Below are 22,830 nucleotides of genomic sequence, written 5' to 3' on the forward strand. Positions count from 1 at the left end.
CTGAGTGCCTATGGTGCGCGGCGACGGCGGCGCGCTTCCTTGCGGATCCGGGCGCGGTCGCTACCTACGCCCGGGTTGGGATCGCTCACCGTGCCAGGCTCGGGATTGCCTGAATCGGAATCGATCTCGCTACTCGACAGATACGCCGCCAGGCTCGACACCGTCGGATAGCGGAACAAGTCGACAAGGGCGATCGGCTGACCGAACTCCTCCTGCACCAGCCTCTGCGCCAGAGCCAGTAGTACCGAGTTCCCGCCAATATCGAAGAAACTGTCGGTCACTCCGAAGTTGTCAGATCCGAGCACCTGTCGCCAGATCGCCGACACCCGACGCTCGGTGTCGTCACGCGCGGCCACCCACTGACGGGCGACACCTGCCGACTGGACACGCGTGGGCACGATGCGGTCATATCTGTCGCGTATTGGCTTATCCGAGAAGTCTGGAGCGGTCTGCTTCACATCTGCCACAAGCACCTGGCCTGCCGGCGCCACACCGCTCAACCGGGCACGGATCGCGGACTTGGTGTCATCCAGACCCACCAGCACGTGCGGCACATCATGAGCGAGTGCGACCAGCAGCGAGTTCAGCGCTTCGACGCGGCCGACAACGCGGTATCCCCTGGCCCGGGTGCCCTCCACGTGCTCCACATCAGCCGACATCCCCACGCGGTCCCACATCGTCCACGCAATACTGTGCGCGCTGATACCGCCGCTGCGGCGCTGATGTAGGGCGAAGGCATCCAGATAGGCGTTCGCCGCCGAGTACCCGCCGACTGTGGATCCGCCGAAGAACCCGTTGACCGATGAGAAGGATACGAAGCGAATGCCTGGGCGGCGCAAGGCAACACGATGCAGGGCGCGAGCTCCGGCAACCTTCGCCGTCGAGACATCCGTGAGGTCGGACGCTGTCGTGGTAGCCAACGGCTGCTCGCGATACGCGCCGGCCAGATGCCAGATGCCAGACAGTTGGATGCCCCAGTGCTCCTCTGCCGACGTGACCGCATCCCATATCTGATCGATATCGCGTACGTCGGCGACCTCGAACCGGACCGCCTCATCACCCGCGATATCGCATAACCGTTGGTAGGCCGCGGATTGTCGCTCATCTGGATGGCGGTGTCCTACGAGTAGCACCCGTCCGCCGAAGCGTTCTATCAGCAGCCGGGCCAGCTCATAGGCCAGTCCGCCCAGACCTCCACTAATCAGGTGCAGAGCCCCAGAGGGAATCGCCGCACCAGCAGTGGGCTCGTCCGGCAGTTGTTCCAGCCCCTTCACCCAGCGAACACCGGATCGATAAGCAACCTCAATATCATTGGTGGAGTAGCCCAGTTCATCCGTCACGTGGTCTGCACCGGAGGCCTGATCAGTCCGATCCAGGTCGACGAAGCGCACACGCAACCCAGGCACTTCGGCTACCGCACTACGCAACAGCACCGGAATCGGAGCCAGCCCAGGATCGACCTCGTCCGTATCGGTGACCTGCTCGATGCCGCTGCCGACGACATACAGTGCCGGCGGCGGCCCATCGCCCTGCCCTTCTTCACAGACGGTTCGGACTATGCGGACCACGTCGAAAACACCGACCGGCAATGGTTCTGGGGAACTGTCCGTGATTTCCCCCTGTGCCCGCGGCGCGGCGAGGTACACCACGGTGCGAATCGCTGTTGTCCCGGTAGCCGAGCTCAACTCCGCAGCGATATCTGCCACGGTGGCACGCACCACGTGCACGCCCTGCGCGCTCAGCCGGTCCGCCAATTGGGCACCAAGGTTCCCCGATTCGCCGAGAAGCAAAACGGCGCCGTCAATGGGAGCACTGGGCCGGAGACGATCACGCCGGTGCCACACCGGCCGGAAGAACCAGTTCGGAAGGGTGTTCGCGGACGCGCTCGACGTCTGTACCCTGCGCACGATATCGGCGAACTCGCCGTCATCGAACCGTTGTCTTAGTAGGCTCCGCTGAATCTTTCCGATGTCGGTTTTTGGAATGCTTTCCGGCCGAACGGGAATGAGTAGCTCAGGGTTGGGTCCCACCGCCAACACGCGAGTACGGACATCGGCGAGGACCTCCTGTTCCGCGGCCCCAGGCTGCGGGCTGAACACGATCGCCAGGACGTCGGTATCGCTGCCCGGCGGTCGTACCCCGATCGCAGCGGCGTAGCTGCCGATCACTAACGGGGATTCTTCGACCGCGGACTCGATCGCGTGGCAGCTGTAGTTCACGCCGTTGACGATGATGATGTCCTTGGCACGGCCGGTGAGCGTGAGTGCACCGCCGTGAATCCGCCCAAGATCGCCCGTGTCGAACCAGCCGTCGGCCGTGAATGCCTCCCCGGTGCGCTCGGCGTCGGCGTAGTAACCGCGCGTAACCGTGGGTCCGCTGATCTGCACCCGTCCGATCTCGCCGACGGGAACGGCCGCGTTGTCCATGTCGACCACGCGTATCCGCGTGCCATGGATCGGCTTTCCGAGCTCGGTGAATTCGTCGGTGTCGGTGGTGGTTTCCACCGAAAAGTTCTGGGAGAAGACCACACCTGACGACGTCTCCGACATCCCCCATGACGGCCGCATCGCGCTGCGCGGTAGACCGAAATGCTCCAGCATGCGCAGGAATCGGCGTGCGATGCGCGGAACTATCGCCTCGCCACCGTTGAGAATGAACCGCAAGCGCGTCAGGTCGAATCGGTCGCCGTTGGGCGTCTCCGCGAGCCGATCGGCGATCAGGCCGAACGCGAAATTGGGGGCCCAGGTGTTGGTCACGCGGTAGCGGTCGACGATGGTCAGCCAACGCAGTGGATCCGCCAGCACCCATGAGGTGGCCGCGTGTACCTGCTGGCAACACACGTACACGTCCTGAAGATGGGACATGACGATGCCGCCGACATGCTCGAGCGGCATCCAGTTGAACGAGATATCCGCCGGGGCGAATGCATTCGTCTGCGCGGTCGCCGCCGAGCGGCTCAGGATATTGCGGTGCGTCAGCTGTACGCCCTTCGGCTGTCCCGTGCTACCGGAGGTCAGCAATAGCAATGCGACCGCTTCGGGATCGGGCGCATGGTGCTCGGCATCTGGGTCGTGCGCCAAAAGATCGCCGATCAGGACCACCCGCGCCGCCTGGTGTACCGGAGGCTGCCCGGCCTCGTTGATGATCAGTGGCTGGTTGAGCGCACTCCAGGCCGTCGCCGCCTTCTCGGCGCCGCCAACCGCGTTCGGGGCCACCGGCACCGGCACAATGCCGCCGAGGAAACATCCCCAGATCGCCGCCACAAACTCGTCGTTGCGGGATAGGTGAACAATCGCCAGATCTCCCGGAGCAAGTCCCGCGTCGCGTAGTCCTCCAAGCACACGTCGCGCGGCATCGAGCACCGCCGCGTATGTCAGCGTGCGCTCGGCACCCGATTCGTCAAGAAAGACCAGCTCTGTGGTGGCCGCATCATGTGCTGCGCGAACCAGCGCATCGGGTAACGACGCCACGACAGGCTCGACCGCCGGCCCGCCATCGAGCACGGAGAGCTCGTGGACATCGCGTTGTGCCGCGGGCACTGGCGGGGCCTGCTTGGGCGGTGGTGTCGGATCGCCGACAAGAATGCGCGGCGTCTCAGCGATATCGGGCACAACCTGGATCTGGGTGGCCTCGGGTAGCCGCGCCGACCACTGGGCAATCAGCTCGTCATCGATCACCGGCAATCGGTATAGCGCCGCGGTATCAAGCGCTCCAGTCATGGTCACCGGTAGTGCGGCAACAGGAACAAATGCGTGCGGCACCAGTGACGGTGGCAGCACGATGCGTGCGAATTCTGACAACCGTTCCGAGGAGATCGGTGCGGACGCTGCTACATAGGCCACCAACTCGGTGGTGCCGGAGATGGTTCGGCGTGACAGTACCGCGCAATCGTCGATCAATTCGTGCGCCATCAGCACTGCGTCGACAGTCGCCAGGTCGGTCCAGCGGTGACCGTCCCATGCTCGTCCACGAGAAGAATGTGCGATCTCCACCGAAGAATCCCTGCGCATGCGTGCCGGAATCCCCGTAGGAAGCACAGCCTCGCTCGGTCGGCCGACGCATAGTTCCCCCAGTATGCCCGGGGGCGCCAGTCGGCGATCGGCGGTCAGCACCGCCTGCGGAACCCGTTCCGGGTCAAGCAGATTGACACTACCGGAATGCAACAAGGTGACGAGAATGTTAGCGAGATAACTGTCCAGAAGTCCTATCGACGCATCGGCGTTCAGCGGTTCGGGCTCGCTGATGGTGCGGGCGTCGCCCGTTCCCAGTTGCGCCACGGCGGCTTCGTCCACGACGAACGCGGGCGCCAGCTCCCACAGCGAGCGCTCCCGGTACGTGGCCGGTAGCGATGCGGGTAACCACGCGACACGGCGTGCACCGGCGGACACCGCCGCTATCAGCGCAGCCACGAGGTCTGGTCCGCGCTCGAGCGCGAGCACAACGTTCCCGCCACGGGCACCTGACATCACCGCAGCCAATCGCACTGCAGTCGTGCGTAATTCGGCGTGGGTAAGCTCCGTGTGGCCATCGACAACCGCCACAGAGCTCTCGGCATGCTGGAGCATCGGCGCCAGGCTCTGAGCCACACGTGCTTCGTGCGCACCGAGCGGCAGGCCCTCGATCGCCAGTTGCGGCGACGCGATCGCCGCGCGCAATAGCGTGGTGTAATCGTCACGCATCTGCTCCATCGTCGCCGCATCGAATAGTTCGGTGCTGTAGACGAACTGCACCCCGATACGTTCCCCAAGGGGCCAGAAGTGCAGTTCCACATCGGCGCGAGTAGTGCCTGTCGGCACCCCGACGAAGGACACGGGCGTTCCCGCGAAATCAAGGTCGGCCGGCGGCGGGCTTTGCATCGCGAACAGCACGGCGACCATCGGATTGCGTCCGGGAAGACGCGCGGGAGCGACCTCATCGATGATCTGCTCGAGTGGCAGCTCCTGGTGCTCGTACGCACCCAAGGTCACCTCGCGGACATGGCTGACCAATTCTGCGAACCCGGCGGAGGGGTTGATCTTGGCACGCAACGGAATTGTGTTCACGAACAGCCCGATGAGCGCCGAGACCCGGTGGTCTTCCCGATTCGCCATCGGGGCTCCGACCACCTGATCATCTGAGCCGCTGTAGCGGTACAACAGTGTGTAGAACGCCGCGAGGAGCGTCGCAAAGACGGTCACGTCCATCTCCCGCCCGAACGCGGCCATCGCTGCCGTATCCGAGGGCGACAAGGTGAAGTCCAGGGTGGCACCCTGGAAAACGTTGTCCGATGGCCTGTCTCGATCGAACGGAAGCGCAGGCGAGCTCAGTTCGCCTGCCAACTGCGACCGCCAGTATGCGAGATGACGCTCGCGTGCGGGCCCGGACATGACGTCGTGCTCTTGTTCGGCCAGGTCGCCGATCTGGAGTTCCAGTGGCGGCAGTGCCGCAGGAATACCTGTTACTTCGGCCCCGTACAGCTGGCGCAGCTCTTCGCACAGCACACCGATGGACCAGCCGTCGACGATGATGTGATGCATCGTCAGCACCAACAGGAACTCCCCGTCCCGCAGGTCGAGTAGATGCGCCCGCAGCAACGGTCCGGTACGCAGGTCGAACGGCGCGCACACGAGGTCGAGAACTGCCGCGCGCACCTCGGCACGCTGCATCGGCTGCACAGATTGCACACTGGAGTTCTCAATTTCCTTGAGCGGCAGTGTAATAACCGTGTCAGCGGCCACCGCCTGCATCACTTCGCCGTCCACCTCGACAAAGGTTGTGCGCAGGATCTCGTGTCTGGACACCATTTCAGCGAGTGCGCGTCGCAGCGCGTCCGGGCGTACTGCACCGCGGAAATGCAGAACAATCGGCACGTTGTAGTAATGACTGTCCGGGTCGAGTCGACTCAGGAACCACATTCGCTGCTGGGCGAAGGACGCCCGGAAGAGGATGATCTCCTCCCCCGATGTGGATGCGGGAAGGTAGTCGATAGTAGTCACTCTCGTACTCCCTCAAGCAGAATGATGCCGTCTGCGGTACGCAGCGCGGCGCGCCCGCGACGGGCGGGCGGCGCGGGTATCGAGGACGCCTCGGGTTCGTCCGACGGTGTTGCCACGGCCGCGGCAACGTCCGCCACGGTGACTGATTCAAGCAACTGACGCATACTCATTTCGATCCCGAGCGCATTGCGCTGCTCCGCAGCGATCTGCATGGCCAGTAGCGACTCGCCACCCAGTTCGAGAAAACGATCATTGACACCGATCCGGTCGTACCCAAAGAAGCGCTGCCAGATCGCCGCGATACCTTCCTCCAATCTCGACCGTGGCGCGCAGTACTCCGTCGACAGCACCGGGCGGTGGTTGAACGACACGTTCGCCGATGAGGCAGCAGGCGTATCCGACACCGAGGCCGGCTCCTGCTCATCATGTGTCACTGCCTTAGTCGATCCACCCAAAACCACCGTGGGTACCGCGAGCGCACCGAGCACCTCACCGAATCGGTCTGGCGGAACGTTCATCTCGTCGCACGCCGAGGTGTCGACAAAGGTCCAATCTCCAACTCCGGCGCGGTGCCGAACGGCGAGTGTGCCGTGCGCATACCCTTCGGCCAGTGCCGCATCGAGGGAGTCCTCGTCCGGCCTCGTGAGCAGCGTGCGTTGCGACGACGGTTCCGACGCCGCGATCTCATGCAGCATGGCGATGGCACGATCGAAGTCCGGATCCAAGGTGAGCACCGGCTCAGGACGCTCGGCGACGATCAGCGCATGGTCACCCGCCGGTCCGGAATCGTAGACGGTCGAGTCCGTGAATCCGTTCGCGTCGAGCAGCGCTGCCCACTGTTGCGGTGCCACCAACGGTGAGTCCGTCCGCACGTCGTCGTCGAAATCGAGCCAGCCGGTCAACAGCGGGTCGATCAGCGAGTCGCAACGCTCCTCAGTCTTGGCTTCCAGTAAGAACATCAGGCCGCCGGGAGCAGTGAACGCCGCGGTGTTGCGGATAGCGGTCGGCAGATCCGGTGCCACATGCAACACGTTGAACGCCAGGACAACGTCGAACCCCGCAAGCGGCAGACTCTGCCCGGCCGGATCGTCGACGATATCGAGAGACGCGAATCGGACGAAATCGAGACCCTCTGCTTCGGCCTGCCGCTGGGCGGCCACCACAAACGAGCGTCCGATATCGGTGAAGTGGTACTCGACCGAGCCGGCCGGCAGGCCGCGCAGCGCGTCGACCACCGGCCACGTCAGGTAGCCACGGCCTGCGCCGATCTCGAGGATCCGCAGCGGCCGCCCCGGGGTGGCGTTGGCGGCCAGCCCGGCAAGTGTCGTCCCGATCAGATCGCGGTACGTTGCGAAATCGCTATGCGCGATGCGTTGTTCGGTCAGGCTCCGATACAGACTGTCGTCCCCGTTCGGCGTGACAACCTCATTGCCGGCGATCTGCCCGCGCAGCACCTCGCCGTAACCACGCATGCATTGGTCCAGCAGCTGGGCCCATGTCGCCAGCTCAGGATTATCGGTGCACCAACGCCCGAGTTCGGGCACATCGGCCACTGCCGGCACATCGAGCACGCGCAGCCGACCGTTCTCGCTGGAGACTATGCCGTCCTCGCTCAGGATGCGCACGAAGGCGTCGACAATCTTGTGGTAGTCCGGTACCACCCCGAGCCGCGCGATCAACTCATCACGCGAGTGCTCGGTTCCGGGGGTCATCACGACACCGGCGCTTCGCAGGTGCGCGCATACGTACCGGGTGCACAGGTCGTCCAGCGCGTTCGACACTTGTGTCGAACCTTGCGGCACCACAACATCAATCGGCTCGGCGCGCAATCCTGCCCCGGCGCTCGACCATGTTGCGGCCGCCCCTTCGACCGGCTCACTGCTGAGGACCCATCGCCGCCCGTTGCGATAGGCCACCGTTCGATCGCCATCCGGAACCGACAACTCCGCGACCAGCGCCCGGGCGTCGGTCAGGTCCATATCCACCACGTTGACGACGTGCGTTACGCCGTTACGGCGCAACCATTGTGCAGCGCCAACTGCCAGCCATTGACTGACGTCGATGTCCTCCACGCCGGTGACATCGAAGGCGTTGCCGACGCAGACATGTACCGCCACACCAGAACCGGCGGCATCGACAGCGCGCGCCAGTTGCACGTATCGTTCGCGATCCGGCCGCGCTCCGCGCGCACCGGGAAGGAACACGATGCGCTGGTATTCGGCCGAAGCGGGTGTCAGGCCGGGCCCGAGCAGATCAACAGCAGCGCCGACTGTCTCGGCGAGTTCCTGGGCGAATCGAACAGTGGCCGGATCCTCGTCAACCAGAACCAGCCATCGTGCCGCGGGCGGCTCTGCAGCGGGAGCTATCGGTGTACTGCTGCGCCATACCGGAACGGTTATATTCGGCCGGTCGGGCGGCTGTGGGCCGTCGGACGGTGCGATCCAGTACCGCTGTCGCTCGAACGGATAGCCGGGCAACTCGATGCGTGCCGGCCGCCGGCCGCCCGATATCAGGTTCCAGTCGATGTCGATGCCGTGCTCCCAGGCCTTGCCCACAGCCGCGAGCAGTGCACGCCGGTCGCTGCGGCGGTCGTCGCGATGCCGCATCGTGGCAAAAGCTGCGAAAGCCGCGTCACCCTGCGGCTGGGCAAGCCGCGTCAATGTCTGACCAGGGCCTACCTCCAACAGCACCGCCCCCTGGAGGCTTGCCAATTCGCCGAATCCAGCGGCCAATTGCACAGGCTCACGGCTGTGCCGGATCCAGTAGCCCGGGTCGGTTGCCTCCTCAGGCCGTATCCAGGTGCCGGTGACATTCGACAGATACGGCACGCGCGGTGGCCGCAGCGTGACACCGGCCAAGATGTCGGCGAACTCGCCGAGCACGGGATCCAACTCGGGCGAGTGCACCGCCATCGATACCCGCACCCGCTGGAATTGGACGCCGCGCAGTTCCAATTCCTCTTCCAGTAGCGCGATCTCGGCAGTGGGTCCGGAGACCGTACACGACGATGCGTCGGTGATTCCGGAAACAACGAGTCGTCCGCTCAACAGTGGGCTGACATCGGCTGCGGACAGCAGAATGCTTGTGGTCGCACCGCCCATTCGGGCGAACAATCGTCCACGCGCCGAAACCAACGGCAGTACTTGGTCAATATCAATGACGCCGGACAGGCACGCCGCCGCATACTCTCCCAGGCTATGGCCGAGCATCGCGCTCGGTGTCAACCCCCACGCCGCGAGCTGAGTCGCGAGGGCGTACTCGGTCGCCACCACGGCCGGAAAGACGACATCGAGCCGCTGCTCGTCGAGCCCACCATCTCCAAACAGGTGGCTACGCAGGTCGATATCGCAATGCTCAGCCAGGATCTGGGCGCACTCGTCGATTGACGACCGGAAGACCTCCTCAGTCTCGTAGAGTCCGTGGCCCATCCCGACGTACTGCGCCCCGCCGCCGGGCAACAACAGAACCAACGGAACCGCACCGTCATTCGCTCGGGTCGCTTGGGCGGGAGCGGTCAGCAGAGACGCCCCCTGTTTCGCCGACCCGCACACCACCGAACGCCGATATGGCAGCCTGCGGCGACCCGATTGCAGAGTGTCGGCAACATCCGCTGGATCGATATCACTATTGCTGCGCAGGTATTCGGCCAATCGCGCGGCCTGTTGTTCCAGTGCCGTCGCGGTGGCGGCCGACAGAACCAGCAAGGACTCCGAGCGGGCCGTGGTCCGGGGCAGGTCGGCTTGGGCATGGCGTGGCGCCTGCTCGAGCACCATATGTACGTTGGTGCCGCCGATTCCGAAGGCGCTCACACCGGCGCGCCTCGGTCCGTCTCCCTCCGGCCAGTCGACGGTGTCGGCGGCCACGCGAAACGGGCTGTTGGCAAGGTCGAGCAGCGGATTCTCGGCGGCGTAATGCAGGTTCGCGGGGATCACACCGTGCTCGATGGACAGCGCAGCCTTGATGAGTCCCGCCACTCCGGCGGCGGTATCGGTATGGCCGATGTTTGTCTTGGCACTGCCAAGCAGGCAGTAGCCGGTCTGGTCGGTGGATTCCCGAAATGCCTTGGTCAGTGCCGACACCTCGATGGGATCGCCGAGCGGTGTTCCCGTCCCGTGAGCCTCGACCATGCCGATCGAACTCGCCTCAACTCCGGCAACGGCATGCGCTGCGACGATGACGTCGCTCTGCGCGGTGGCACTGGGCGCGGTGAATCCGGTCTTGTGGCGTCCATCATTGTTGACCGCACTTCCTTTGATGACAGCCCGAATTCGGTCTCCATCGGTAAGCGCGTCGGACAAGCGCTTGAGCAGAACAACTCCCACGCCGTCGCCCGGGAACATACCCGCAGCGTCGGCATCGAAGGCCCGGCAGCGACCATCGGGCGACAGCGGTCCATTGGGGGTGTACCGGTATCCCTTGCCGGGGTGGGGATTCAAGCTCACTCCCCCGGCCAGAGCCAGGTCACATCGATAGTCCAATAGTTCCTGGCATGCCAGGTGCACCGCAACCAGTGAGGTCGAACAGGCCGTGCTCACCGCAACACTCGGACCCGTCAGATTGAGATGGTAGGAGACGCGGCCAGGAAGTGATCCCGGCGAATTGGCAAACCCCGCCGGCAACGCGTCCGCCGAGGAAGGGCTGACACCCAGATGCGGAAGAACGTTCGCGATGAGATAGTTCGATTGTCCGGAGCCCGCGTAGACGCCGACCAGTCCCTCGTATCGATCCGTGTCATAACCGGCCTGTTCGAAGACGTGATACGCACATTCGAGGAAGAGACGCTGCTGCGGATCTATCATCGCGGCCTCGGCCGGCGGGTAACCGAAGAACTTGGCGTCGAATAGTTCGATTCCCTCGATGGCGGCCTCGCGGCGCACTAGCCCCGGCGCATCCGCCAGGTCATCCAAAGATCTTGCGCCTTCTCGCTTTTCCGTGAGCAGCGACCAGTATTCACTGACGTCATCGGCGCCGGGAAAACGGCACTGCATCCCGATGATGGCAATGTCGGCAAACTCTGTCTCGGTGGTCGGTGTGTCCATGTCCACTGTCACTGACGTAGTTCTCCCGCATTGGTATTGCTGCCGCAGCGTCGCTGCACCAGATCGACAAGATCGGCAAGAGTCGCGCCCTGGTCCCAGAGCTCAGCCACCGATACCTTGATTCCGCAGTGCTCCCCTATGGCTGTCACGATGCGAGCGGCAATCAGCGAATCGCCTCCCAGGTCGAAGAAATTGTCGTCCGGTTCAACGCTCGTCACACCCAGTGCCTCACACCAGATCTGCTGGACCGCCACTGTCGGCGAGACGTCGGCCTGTGGGGCGGTCTCGGTCACCGTCGGCACCTGTTTGGCAGGCGCCGCCGGTGCCTGCCTTGCGGGCCGGCTGGCGACGGGCTTCGGCGGAATCATCCACAACCGCTCCCGCTCGAACGGATAGGTGGGCAGAGGCACCCGCGGCTGTGGCGCACCGAAGTGCTGCCACGCCAGCTCGGCGCCCGCGGCCCATAGGCGTCCTGCTGCCGCCATCGCAACGGTCGCACTGTCACCGGTCCGATCCCCGAGCATCGAAACAACCTCGGGTTCCTGAGTATTCGCCGCGACGATGCCGCGCAGGGTGTGACCGGGACCGGCCTCGACAAGAACCGCATCCGGATACTCGGCACACAGCACCGCCAGGCCGGAAGCGAACTGCACCGTCTCACGCAGCTGCCGTCCCCAATACTGGGGGTCGGTGGCCTGTGCCCCGGTAATCCAGGTACCGGTGACATTGGACATAAAAGGAACCTGCGGCGGTTGCAATCGCAGCCCCGCCACAGCAGCCGAGAAACGGTCGACAGCCGGATCGACGAGGGCGGAATGGAAGCCCCGATTCACCGGCAGGCGCGTGCAGCGCACGCCGGCACTCGCTGCCTCCTGCACGAGTGCTTCGATCCCCTCGGCGCTGCCGGCAACAACGACCTGCTCCGGGCCGTTGACCGCCGCAACCGATACCCCGGCCGGAAGCATCGCGGTGACGGCATCGAGCGATGCACCGACGGCAGCCATGGCACCGGACTCACACTGCTGAATCAGTTCACCGCGCAGCGACGCCAGCTGAACTGCTTCGTCCAACGTGAATACCCCTGCCACGCAAGCAGCCACCAGTTCACCGATGCTGTGGCCGAGCATGGCGACGGGTTGCACACCCCATTCACCGAGGAGTCGGGTAAGCGCATACCCAACCGTGAACAGTGCGGGCTGGGTCAGGCGGGTCTGCATGAGCGCAGCGTCGGCGGCCTCGTCACCCTCGGCGCACAGCATGGTGCGCAGATCCACACCGATCAGCGGCTCAAAGCGGGTGGCGCACTCGTCGATGTGCCGGCGATAGACCGGTGACGCCGCGTAGAGCTGCGCACCCATGCCACTGAACTGGCTGCCTTGACCTGGGAAGAGGAGCACGACGGGGCGGGGCTTGTCGGAGGCAATTCCGGCGCGAGATGGTGCGAGTCCCGCGCTTTCGAGGACTTGCCGCGCTTCCGTCGAATCCGCACAGACTGCGGTATACCGATGCCTGAAAGCACGCCGTCCGATGCGCAACGTGGCCGCAACGGCAGCCAGATCTTGTTCGGGATGCAGCTCCAGATGGCGCGCCAGGTTCTTCCGCGCAGCCTCGAGCGCCGGTGCCGTTCGCGCCGAGAGCACGAGCAGGTGCGGACCGTCCTGAACCGCAGCGGGCGCCTGCGAAACTGGCGCTTCCTGCAGCACGGCATGAGCATTGGTGCCACCCATGCTGTACGAGCTGACTCCCGCCCGACGCGGCTTACCGTCGGGCGCATTCCAGCGCCGCAGCCGCGTACCCACATAAAAAGGACTCTTTGAGAATTCGATCTGCGGGTTGGGGGCCGTGAAGTTGACAGCAGGCGGATACATCCGATGTTGAAACGCCAGCACCACTTTGATGAGGGCCAGAACGCCTGAGGCAGGCCCGGTGTGTCCGATATTCGGCTTCAGGGTGCCCAGTCGACATGCCTCTGTTCGCGTGTCACCCGCTTGGCGAAAAGCATTGTCCAGCGCGGCGATCTCGATCGGATCACCCAGTAGCGTGCCGGTGCCGTGTGTCTCCACGTAATCGACGGTCTCGGCCGGAACCTCGGCGACGGCCAACGCCTCGGTGATGACCTCAACCTGGCCGCTCACACTCGGCGCCGCGAACCCGGCCTTGTTTCCACCATCGTTGTTAACGGCGGTTCCCCTGATAATCCCGAGAATCGAATCACCGTCTGCGACAGCGCTCGACGCACGTTTCAGCAGGACCACTCCGACACCGTCGCCGACCAATGTGCCGTCGGCGGACGCGTCAAACGCACGGCATCGACCGGAGGTAGAGATGGCGCCGCTCTCGGTAGCCACGTATCCGGCGGTTTGCGGGAAGGTGATGGAGGCGCCACCGGCCAGCGCCATGTCGGATTCACCCGACAAAACGCTTTGCACCGCAAGGTGGATGGCCACCAGCGAGGTGGAGCAGCCGGTACCCAACGATATGCTGGGGCCGCGCAGATTCAGCTTGTAGGAAACGCGGGGCGCCAGAAAATCGTTCTCGGTTGCCAGCGCCGTCTGGAGATACTCGGTGCCGTTGAGGTTCCCATAGTCGGTCGACAGGTTTGCCCGGTAGTAGGTCGAGCCCGCACTGCCCCCGAACACCCCGACCGAACCGTCGTATCGCTGAAGGTCATAACCTGACGATTCCACAGCCTCCCAGGCACATTCGAGGAAGAGCCGTTGCTGCGGATCAATCGATCGTGCCTCGCTCGGGGCGTACGCGAAAAACTTGGGATCGAAGTCGGCGACATCGGCCAGAATCGGCCGAACCCGAACCAGCCGCGGATCACCGAGTTCCTCCGGCGAGACCCCCGCCGACAGCAGTTCCTCGTCAGTGAATCGTGTGAGCGATTCTTCTCCCGCACAGAGATTCGCCCAGAACTCATCCAGATTCGTGGCACCGGGCACCCGCGCAGCGATGCCGATTACCGCGACGTCGTCGTCCCGAACCTCGTGGTCATCGCCAGTTGCCGAATCACCGTCAGCCGTCGTCCGGCTTGAGCCGTGATCGAGTTCCGAGCACCACTGACGCACGTTCTCCAGCAGCGCATCTCGCTCGGCAGCGAGGTAGAAGTGCCCGCCTGGAAATGTTGCCGACCGGTAGCCGCCGCGGGTCACGTGCGCCCAAAGATCCATGTCAGCGGGGTCGATAGCCTCGTCCTTGCCCCAGAGTGCGAGGATCGGTGCGTCCACGGGCGGCTCTGGGTCGGTCCGATACTGTTCGACCAGCCGGAAATCGGCTCGCATGCCAGAGATGACCAGATCGCGCAACGCCGCTACGTCGAATGCGCTGTCCTGCCCCTTGGCGACGCTCACCTCGTCCGTGGCCGAACGCCCATAGGCGATAAATGCGTCATCATCAAGGTCCCGCAGCCCACCACTGCGGACGAGATGCGGTGCCGTGTACGAGGAAACACACAGTCGGAGCTGCGGATACCTACCGGCCGCCTCCAGTCGCCGCGCGACCTCGAAGGCGACCAGCGCGCCCATGCTGTGGCCGAACAAATACAGCGGCCGATCTCCCAGGGTCAGCAACGCCTCGGCCACGCCGTCGGCCAACGCACCCAGACTCGAGGGGAGCTGTTCAGAAATCCGGTCCTCGCGACCCGGGTATTGCACGATATGCACCGAGAAGTCCGGGTTGGTCAACCAGGAGCGATAGAACGAGGCTCCACCACCGGCATGCGGGAAGACCACCAACGCCGGATGCCCGTCTGGGTCAAAAGCTCCACCCCGTAACCATGTCCGTTGGAGCTGCTCTGCCGATGTCGAAGAGTGCTGCATGACTTGATCTACCGCCTTTGTCGTTGCTGTGATAGGCGCTGCGCACGGGCGTCTCGCCCACGCTCAGCTCGACTGCGCGCAGCGACGAGACCGCCGCTGCCGTTTACTTCGGATTTAGTGCCCTGATCGCGAGCGCCGTTCAGATACGTGGCGAGCTCCGCGACGGTCGGGTGTGCGTACAGGTCGAGCAGCGATACCGAAAAACCAAGCTGCTCGGAGAGTCTGGCTTGAACGCGAGCCAGTAACAGCGAATGACCACCGATGTCGAAGAAGTTGTCGTCAACACCGATACGGGGAACCTTGAGCACCGCGAGCCACAAGTCCACCAGTACTCGTTCCATCGCGTACCGCGGCTCGAGGTAGGGAACGATCGCCGCGCTCACTTCGACCGGAATTCTTTGCACCGCAGCGCGATCGATCTTCCCTGACCGCAGTTGCGGCAGCGCGTCGAGAATGGTTCCGGCCGGGGGTATTAGGTGCTCCGGCAGCCGCGTACGTAACCAGTCGCGCAGCTGCAGCCAGGTCAGCGCGGGATCCTCGCAGGCACAGTACGCAACCAATCGATCGCCTTGCGCCATGACTGCCGCGCGACGGACGGCTGGGTGTGCGGTGATCGCGTTCTCGATCTCTTCCGGCGCGATCCTGCGGCCCCGGATCTTCAACTGATTGTCCACTCGCCCAAGGAACTCGATGGTGCCGTTGGGCAGGAAACGTGCCCTGTCCCCGGTGCGGTAGATACGAGCGCCGGGTGCGCCCGATATCGGATCGGCGACAAACCGCTCGGCGGTGCGGGCCGGGTCTTCCACATATCCGCGCGCGAGCTGAACCCCCCCGATGTACAGCTCTCCGGATACACCCGGCGGAACCGGTCGGAGCAATCTATCGAGGATGAAGGCCTGGTTGTTGGCGATCGGCGTACCGATGGTCACACCGTGCCTGGATGAGCCTGCCCGGTAGACCTCGTATGTGCATGCCACGGTCGCCTCGGTGGGCCCGTACCCGTGATACATGGGAATCTCACAGCGAGAAAGGAACCGCTCGAGCAGCTCTGGGCTCAGCGCCTCGCCACCCGTCCACACCGAAGCCAGCGAGCGAGTCGCCTCGGTGAACTCGGGCCGATCCAGCATCGGGTCAAGTAGCGACGGCACCAGGTCGATGAACGTGACACCGGTGCGTGCGATCAGGTCGAGCAAGTATGCCGGATCCGACTCGGCTCCCACCTTGGGCAGAACCACCGCAGCACCGCAGACGAGCGGGAGAAATATCTCGTTGATTCCCATGTCGAACCCGAGCGACGACTTGTGCAGGGCAGCGTCGTCGGCCCCGAATCCGAGGACATCGGCTTGCCACAGCAGTCGGTTGCAAATTCCGGCATGAGTCACCATTACCCCCTTCGGAGTGCCGGTGGAACCGGACGTGAAGACGACATAGGCGAGCTCGGCCATCTGGACGCCCGGCGCCGGATCGTTGTGGTTAGTTGCGTCCCATGGTTTCTCGTCGAGATTCAGCACTGGTATCTCCAGGCTTGGCAGTCGCGTCGCAGGATCGCCATGTGTAAGTACCCCCGCGAGGCGAGCGTTTGTACACACCTCCGCTATCCGGCTCGCCGGCCAAGCAGGCTCCAACGGGACGAACGCGGCACCGGCCTTCAACACGGCCAGTAGCGCCACCACGAGGTCCGCCGACCTGTTCATGTTGATTCCGACAAGGCTTCCACTACCGATGCCGAGCGAGCGAATCGACGAGACCAACTGCCCGGCAAGCACATCCAGTTCACCGTAACTAAGCTCACCGTCCTCGGTGACGACGGCGATGGCATTCGGGTTCTGTTGCGCCTGTCGCTCAAACAATGTGTGTAGCGGGATATCGACGAGGTGCCGGGTGTCCCCGGTGGCATTCCAGTCGCGGAGGATGTGCTGTCGTTGCTGCTCGGTCAGCAAAGGCAGATCACGCACACTGCACTCCAGATTCACCACCCCATGGGCCAACACCGTGGCGAGGTGCTCCAGGACTTGCTGTATGAATTCCGGTGCGTATTTATCGGTTCGGAAAGTAGCGGCCAACGCCGTTCCGTCGACCAGATCAATGGCGAGGTCAAACATCGGTGCCGGGTTGGGCAATCCGAGGTCGGTCGTCGTCGTTCCGGCCAAACTCAACTCACTCGTGACCGGCCGAGTTGCCGCGAACATAACCTCGAACAGTGGTGAGCGGCCCGTTGTTCGTTGCGGCGCCACTCTTTCGATGACCGTCTCAAAAGGAATGTCACGGTTGTCGTAGGCGTCGAAAAAGGCCGATCGAGCGCGACCCAGCAAGTCCAGGAAGGTCGTCTGACCATCGACGTTCAGCCGTAGCGCAAGGGTGTTCGTGAAATTGCCCCACACGCCTTCGACTTCGGACGCATCACGGACCAGCGTCGGAACCCCGATCACCAAATCCGTTGCCTCTGTGTATCGATGCAGGACCGTAGCCAACCCTGCAAGTACGATCGTGTAGGGCGTGGCCTTGTGAATTCGCGCTAGATCTCGCAGGCCCGCAACGGTGCTGTCTGGCAGCACATGCCGGTATCGCCCGCTGGCCGTAGCGTTCGGCTCCGGAGACTGAGTCGTCGCCGGAAAGCCAACGGTGGGCGGTAGCGGGGTGAGTCGGTCAACCCAATATTGCAGCTGGTTGTCGAGATGACCATGCTGCAGTCGTTGTTGCTCCCACACCGCATAGTCTGCGTATTCGAGGCCCGGAGCCGCTGGCGCAGCGCCAGTCTGGCCGGTCTCGAAGGCGTATTGCGCAGATAAGTCAGCGAACAACAAATCCCAGGTGATCTCGTCCGCCGCGATGTGATGCAGTACCAGGATCAGAACATGCACATGCGCTGAGGCACGCAAAAGCTCGACGCGCAGCGGAGGGTCTGAGGCGAGATCGAAAGGGCGGTCGGCGATCTCCCGCGCGAGAGCCGCGATCGCGTCCTCCAGCGTCGCCGACGCCTTGTCATCGATGTCAACGACTGAGAGCGCGATATCCTCGGTCTGCTCGATCAGCTGTATCAGCTCGCCGTCGGGGCCATGGGTGTAGCGAGTCCGCAGAATCGCGTGCCGGCCGAACAATCGGATCACACTCGTGCGCAACGAATCAAGATCGAGTGGACCGTCAATCCGTAGGCCGACCAGCATGTTATATGCCGTGTCCTCCGGAAAAAGGGCTTGTGCGAACCACATCCGACGCTGTGTCGAAGACAACGGAACCACTGCCGTGTGCGATCGCGCCTGAATATTCGTGCTCCGGGAACTCGAGGACGCATCCGTGAGCCCACGTTCAGTCAGCAGTGCCCGCAACAACCGCAAACGCTCTGCCGAGGTCGAATTGCCTGCTCGGGACGACGACATTCGTATGCCTCCCCTGTCCACTAAAGCCGCATAATCACAGCGGTTTTTGCATCTTCGGGTTCGCACAGCATTGGACGCAGAGCCGAAAATGCTTCGGAGCGAATAGAATTCGCCCACACACCACAGATAGATTAGCCTATCTTTACTTTGGCTAGGCTAGCCTATATCAATTCGTTTGGTTAGGGTGAGCTAAGTGTGTCACGCATGCGAGCAGCACGAAAGAGGATGCAAAGCATGGGTAGAGGTTTCCAGGGTGCGGTGCTGCGCGGGCTTGGGGCGCGTGATCATGTAGCCACTGTGGTCGGTACCAGTCAGGTCGCACCGAATTGTGTGCGGCTGACGATGTCGGCGCCCACACTTTTCGAGGACCTGCTCCACACGCCGGCCGAATGGCTGCGGTTCTGGTTCCCCGACCCTGAGGGCGGTGCCACCGAACATCAGCGGGCGTACACGATCGTCTCGACAGATGTCGAGGCCGGCGAGTTCGCGATCGATGTGGTGATCCACGAGCCCGCCGGGCCCGCCTGCCGGTGGGCGGGGGCGGCCCAGCCCGGAATGACCATTCCGGTAGTGGCTTTCGGCTCGGCGCGTTTTGAGGTTCCCGAGGATCTTCCCGCCGGATTCCTGCTCATCGGCGACTCCGCATCCATCCCGGCGATCAACTCCATCCTGGCCGCGCTGCCCGCCGATGTGGATGTCGAGGTGTATCTGGAACGCCACAGCCCCGACGATGAGCTCATCCCGCTGACCGAGCATCCCCGACGGGTTCTGCACTGGGTGGACCGCGCCGATGAAACCTCACTGGCCTCCGCAATCGAGGCCCGCGACTGGTCCAACTGGTACGCCTGGGCAGGACCTGAAGCGGGCTCGCTCAAACATCTGCGCAAGCGCCTCAAGGAACAATTCGGATTCCCCAAGGCCGACGTGCACGCCGCGGCCTACTGGACCTTCGGCCGCGCCATGGGCAGCCGCCGCGGAGACACCGATACTCAACAGGTACCCGCCGCCCCCAAGCCCGTCGCCGAGAATCCTGCCGCTCCCCCGGAACCTGCAGTGCCCCAAGGCCGCTGGCGTTCGCAGGCTGCCGGGGAATTGTTGGCGCCGGTCAAGAAGCAGATGATCGCCGGTGGTGTGCTGCAGGCGATCATCACCATGGTCGAGCTGGCGCCGTTCGTGGTGCTCGTGGAGCTCACCCGCCAGCTGTTGGCCGGGGCCGACGAATCCCGCCTATGGCACACCGGATTCATCTTCCTGACGCTGCTCGTGCTCGGCGCCGCTCTCGGTGCGGCCCTTACCGTCTGGATGCACGTCGTCGAAATACGGTTCAGCGCCGATGTTCGGCAAAGGCTCCTCTCGAAGCTGTCCCGGGTTCCGTTGGGGTGGTTCACGCAACGCGGTTCGGGATCGGTCAAGAAGCTGATTCAGGACGACACCTTGTCGCTGCACTATCTGATCACCCACGCGATCCCCGATGCGGTGGCCGCCGTTGTCGGACCCGTGGCGGTGCTGATTTACCTCTTCGTCGTCGACTGGCGCCTGACCCTGTTGCTACTGGTGCCCATTCTGATCTACCTCGTGACGACGGCGACCATGATGTTCCAGAGCGGCCCGAAGATCATCGAAGCCTCGCGCTGGAGCGAGCGGATGAGCGGAGAATCGGCCGCCTATCTTGAAGGCCAGCCGGTGATCCGCATCTTTGGCGGCTCGGCAGCGTCCTCGTTCAAACGCAGGCTGGACGGATACCTGTCCTTCCTCAATGAATGGCAACGGCCGTTCATCGGGAAGAAGACCTTTATGGATCTGGTCACCCGGCCGACAACGTTCCTGTGGTTGATCGCCGGGGCCGGCACGCTGTTGGTCGTCGCCGGAGCCATGGAGCCCACGACCCTGCTGCCATTCCTGGTGCTCGGCACCACCTTCGGCACCCGCCTGCTGGGAATCGCATACGGCCTTGGCGGTATTCGTGGTGGCGTGGAGGCCGCCCGGCATATCGCGGTTGCCCTCGGCGAGACCGAATTGACCGAGCAGGCTTCCGAGGGGCGTGCCGGAGAGACCTCCGTCTCCTTCGACACCGTGACGTTCGGGTATCGGCCGGGGGTGCCGGTTATTCATGGTGTGAATTTGACGCTGCGGCCGGGGACCGTGACGGCGCTGGTGGGCCCGTCGGGTTCGGGTAAGTCGACGTTGGCTTCGCTGCTGGCACGATTCCATGACGTCGATAGCGGCGCTATTCGCATCGACGGCACCGATATTCGGGCCCTGAGCGCCGATGAGCTCTACACCAAAGTCGGATTCGTGTTCCAGGACGTGCAACTGGTCGCCGGAACCGTCCGGGAAAACATCGCACTGGCCCGACCCGAAGCCACCGACACCGACATCCACGCCGCGGCTCGGGATGCGCAGATTCATGAGCGAATCCTGCGGCTGCCCAACGGTTATGACACCGTCCTGGACACCAACACCCAACTCTCCGGCGGCGAAAAACAACGCCTCACCATCGCCCGCGCACTGCTGGCCGACACCCCGATCCTGATCCTGGACGAAGCCACCGCCTTCGCCGACCCCGAATCAGAATATTTGGTGCAACAAGCCCTGGGCCGGCTCGTTCACAACCGCACCGTGCTCGTCATCGCCCACCGACTGCACACCATCGCCGACGCCGACCAGATCGTGGTCCTCGACCAGGGCCACCTGGTAGAAACCGGCACCCACACCGAACTTGTGAACAACAACGGACGCTACCGACGCTTATGGGACGCACGCCTACAAGAACCCTCGAGCGTCCTTGCCGGAGAGAACATCTGATGCTGACCCACCTCATTCGCCTCATCCCCCCCACACACCGCAACTCCCTCTACACCTACAGCGCGCTCTCGGTGCTGTCCGTGGTTTTACGCGCCGCGGGCTGCCTGCTTCTCGTTCCGCTGCTCGGCGCCCTGTTCGGCACCACCCCCACCGACGCACTGCCCTGGCTCGGAGTACTCACCGCGGTCACCGTCGGCGGCTGGATCGTCGACACCGCGCTGGCCCGCCTCGGCTACCGCATCGGATTCGCCCTACTCAACGACTCACAACACCAAGTCGCCGACCGGCTCACCCACATCCCACTGAGCTGGTTCACCGCCGAACACACCGCCATGGCCCGCCAGGCGATCTCCTCCGGCGGCCCCGACCTCGTCGGATTCATCGCCAACCTACTGACCCCGATGATCGGGGCGGTGTTGTTACCGGCAGCCATCACCATCGGATTGTTCTTCATCTCGTGGAAGCTCGGTGTTGCGGCGCTCATCACCCTGCCGCTGCTCCTGGGCACGTTGCTGGCCAGCATCCGCATCGTGCGCACCGCCGACGAAGCAGACACCAAAGCCCACAGCGCACTGACCGAACGCATCCTGGAATTCGCACGCACCCAAGCCGCCCTACGAGCCAGCCGACGCGTCAGCCCCGCCCGCAGCCAGGCCGGCCAAGCCGTCGCGACAGCACGTGGTGCGACCATGCGGCTCTTACTCTTTCAGATCCCCGGTCAGCTGCTGTTCAGCATCGTCAGCCAAATCACCCTCATCCTGCTCGCCGGCACCGCGACAGCCCTGGCGGTGCGCGGCGAGATCGGGGCACCCGAAGCCGTCGCACTCATGGTCATCGTGGTCCGATTCCTAGAACCATTCACCGTGCTGGCGGGCCTGGGCGGGGCCGTCGAGAACTCACGTGGCGTGTTCGAGCGCCTCAACACCATCATCACCACCGAGGCGGCCGATCAGCCCGGAGATGCCGTCGCATCCGCCGACACCCCCGCCCCACGCATCGAATTCCGCAACGTCACCTTCCGGTATGACAGCACCGGCGAACACGTCCTCAAAGACATCAACTTCATCCTCGAACCCGCTGCCACCACCGCCGTCATCGGGCCATCTGGATCCGGGAAGAGCACCATCCTCGCCCTCATCGCCGGGCTACAACAACCAGAAAGCGGCCAAATCCTCATCGACGGAACCGATGTCGCAACATTGGACACCGCCAGCCGCCGCTCCCTGGTCAGCATGGTGTTCCAACACCCCTACCTCTTCGATGGGCCGATTCGCGACAACGTTCTCGTCGGGCACCCCACGGCCGCTGACGAGGAGGCGCGCGGAGCGATGGCGCTGGCTCGCGTCGACGAGATCATCGAACGCCTGCCCGATGCCGAACAATCCCGCGTCGGCGAAGCCGGCACCGCCCTATCCGGCGGTGAACGCCAACGCGTCAGCATCGCCCGCGCACTCATCAAACCCGCCCCCGTCCTGCTCATCGACGAAGCCACCAGCGCCCTGGACACCGAAAACGAAACCGCAATCACCGACGCCATCAACAACGACCCACGCCCCCGCACCAAAATCATGATCGCCCACCGGCTCAACGCGATCCGCAACGCCGATCACGTGCTCTTCATCAACAACGGCCACATCATCGAACAAGGCTCGATCACCGAACTCAGCTCCCTCGGAGGCCGTTTCGCAGAATTCTGGCGCCAGCAAGAATCCACCACCGGATGGCGCATCACCACAAACGCCAACTAACGCCATTTCGCTAGCAGAATGCGGCCTGATTGTTGCGACGCACCTCGACGTAATCATCACTGCTC

Annotated in this window: 6 protein-coding genes; 2 read left to right on the plus strand and 4 right to left on the minus strand. The window is 63.8% G+C overall.

Annotated features, from left to right (window positions below; all coding sequences use genetic code 11):
- Positions 1-8 precede the first annotated feature (8 nt).
- The 4 genes from MSTE_RS16465 to MSTE_RS16480 are packed head-to-tail and all read right to left on the minus strand — an operon-like array spanning position 9 to position 18,212.
- On the minus strand, positions 9-5,975 hold the full coding sequence (locus MSTE_RS16465) for an SDR family NAD(P)-dependent oxidoreductase (protein WP_096502783.1): 5,967 nt from the start codon (positions 5,973-5,975) through the stop codon (positions 9-11).
- Positions 5,972-11,026, minus strand: a complete 5,055-nt coding sequence (locus MSTE_RS16470; protein ID WP_096502785.1) for a type I polyketide synthase — start codon at positions 11,024-11,026, stop codon at positions 5,972-5,974. Before MSTE_RS16470 ends, MSTE_RS16465 begins: the two co-directional genes overlap by 4 nt.
- Complete coding sequence (locus MSTE_RS16475) at positions 11,023-14,835, minus strand: type I polyketide synthase (RefSeq protein WP_096502787.1); 3,813 nt, start codon at positions 14,833-14,835, stop codon at positions 11,023-11,025. The genes MSTE_RS16470 and MSTE_RS16475 overlap by 4 nt, the downstream gene beginning before the upstream one ends.
- Positions 14,836-14,843: 8 nt before the next feature.
- On the minus strand, positions 14,844-18,212 hold the full coding sequence (locus MSTE_RS16480; RefSeq protein WP_096502789.1) for a non-ribosomal peptide synthetase: 3,369 nt from the start codon (positions 18,210-18,212) through the stop codon (positions 14,844-14,846).
- A 234-nt stretch (positions 18,213-18,446) separates the two neighbouring features.
- Between MSTE_RS16480 and MSTE_RS16485 the strand changes: the two genes are divergently transcribed.
- Both MSTE_RS16485 and MSTE_RS16490 read left to right on the plus strand, forming a co-directional pair.
- Positions 18,447-21,017: an ABC transporter ATP-binding protein/permease gene (locus MSTE_RS16485; RefSeq protein WP_096501086.1), complete on the plus strand. Its 2,571-nt coding sequence runs from the start codon at positions 18,447-18,449 to the stop codon at positions 21,015-21,017.
- Positions 21,017-22,765, plus strand: a complete 1,749-nt coding sequence (locus tag MSTE_RS16490; RefSeq protein ID WP_096502791.1) for an ABC transporter ATP-binding protein — start codon at positions 21,017-21,019, stop codon at positions 22,763-22,765. Before MSTE_RS16485 ends, MSTE_RS16490 begins: the two co-directional genes overlap by 1 nt.
- The last annotated feature ends 65 nt before the right edge of the window (positions 22,766-22,830 follow it).

Source organism: [Mycobacterium] stephanolepidis (genome assembly GCF_002356335.1).
GTDB classification, from domain to species: domain Bacteria; phylum Actinomycetota; class Actinomycetes; order Mycobacteriales; family Mycobacteriaceae; genus Mycobacterium; species Mycobacterium stephanolepidis.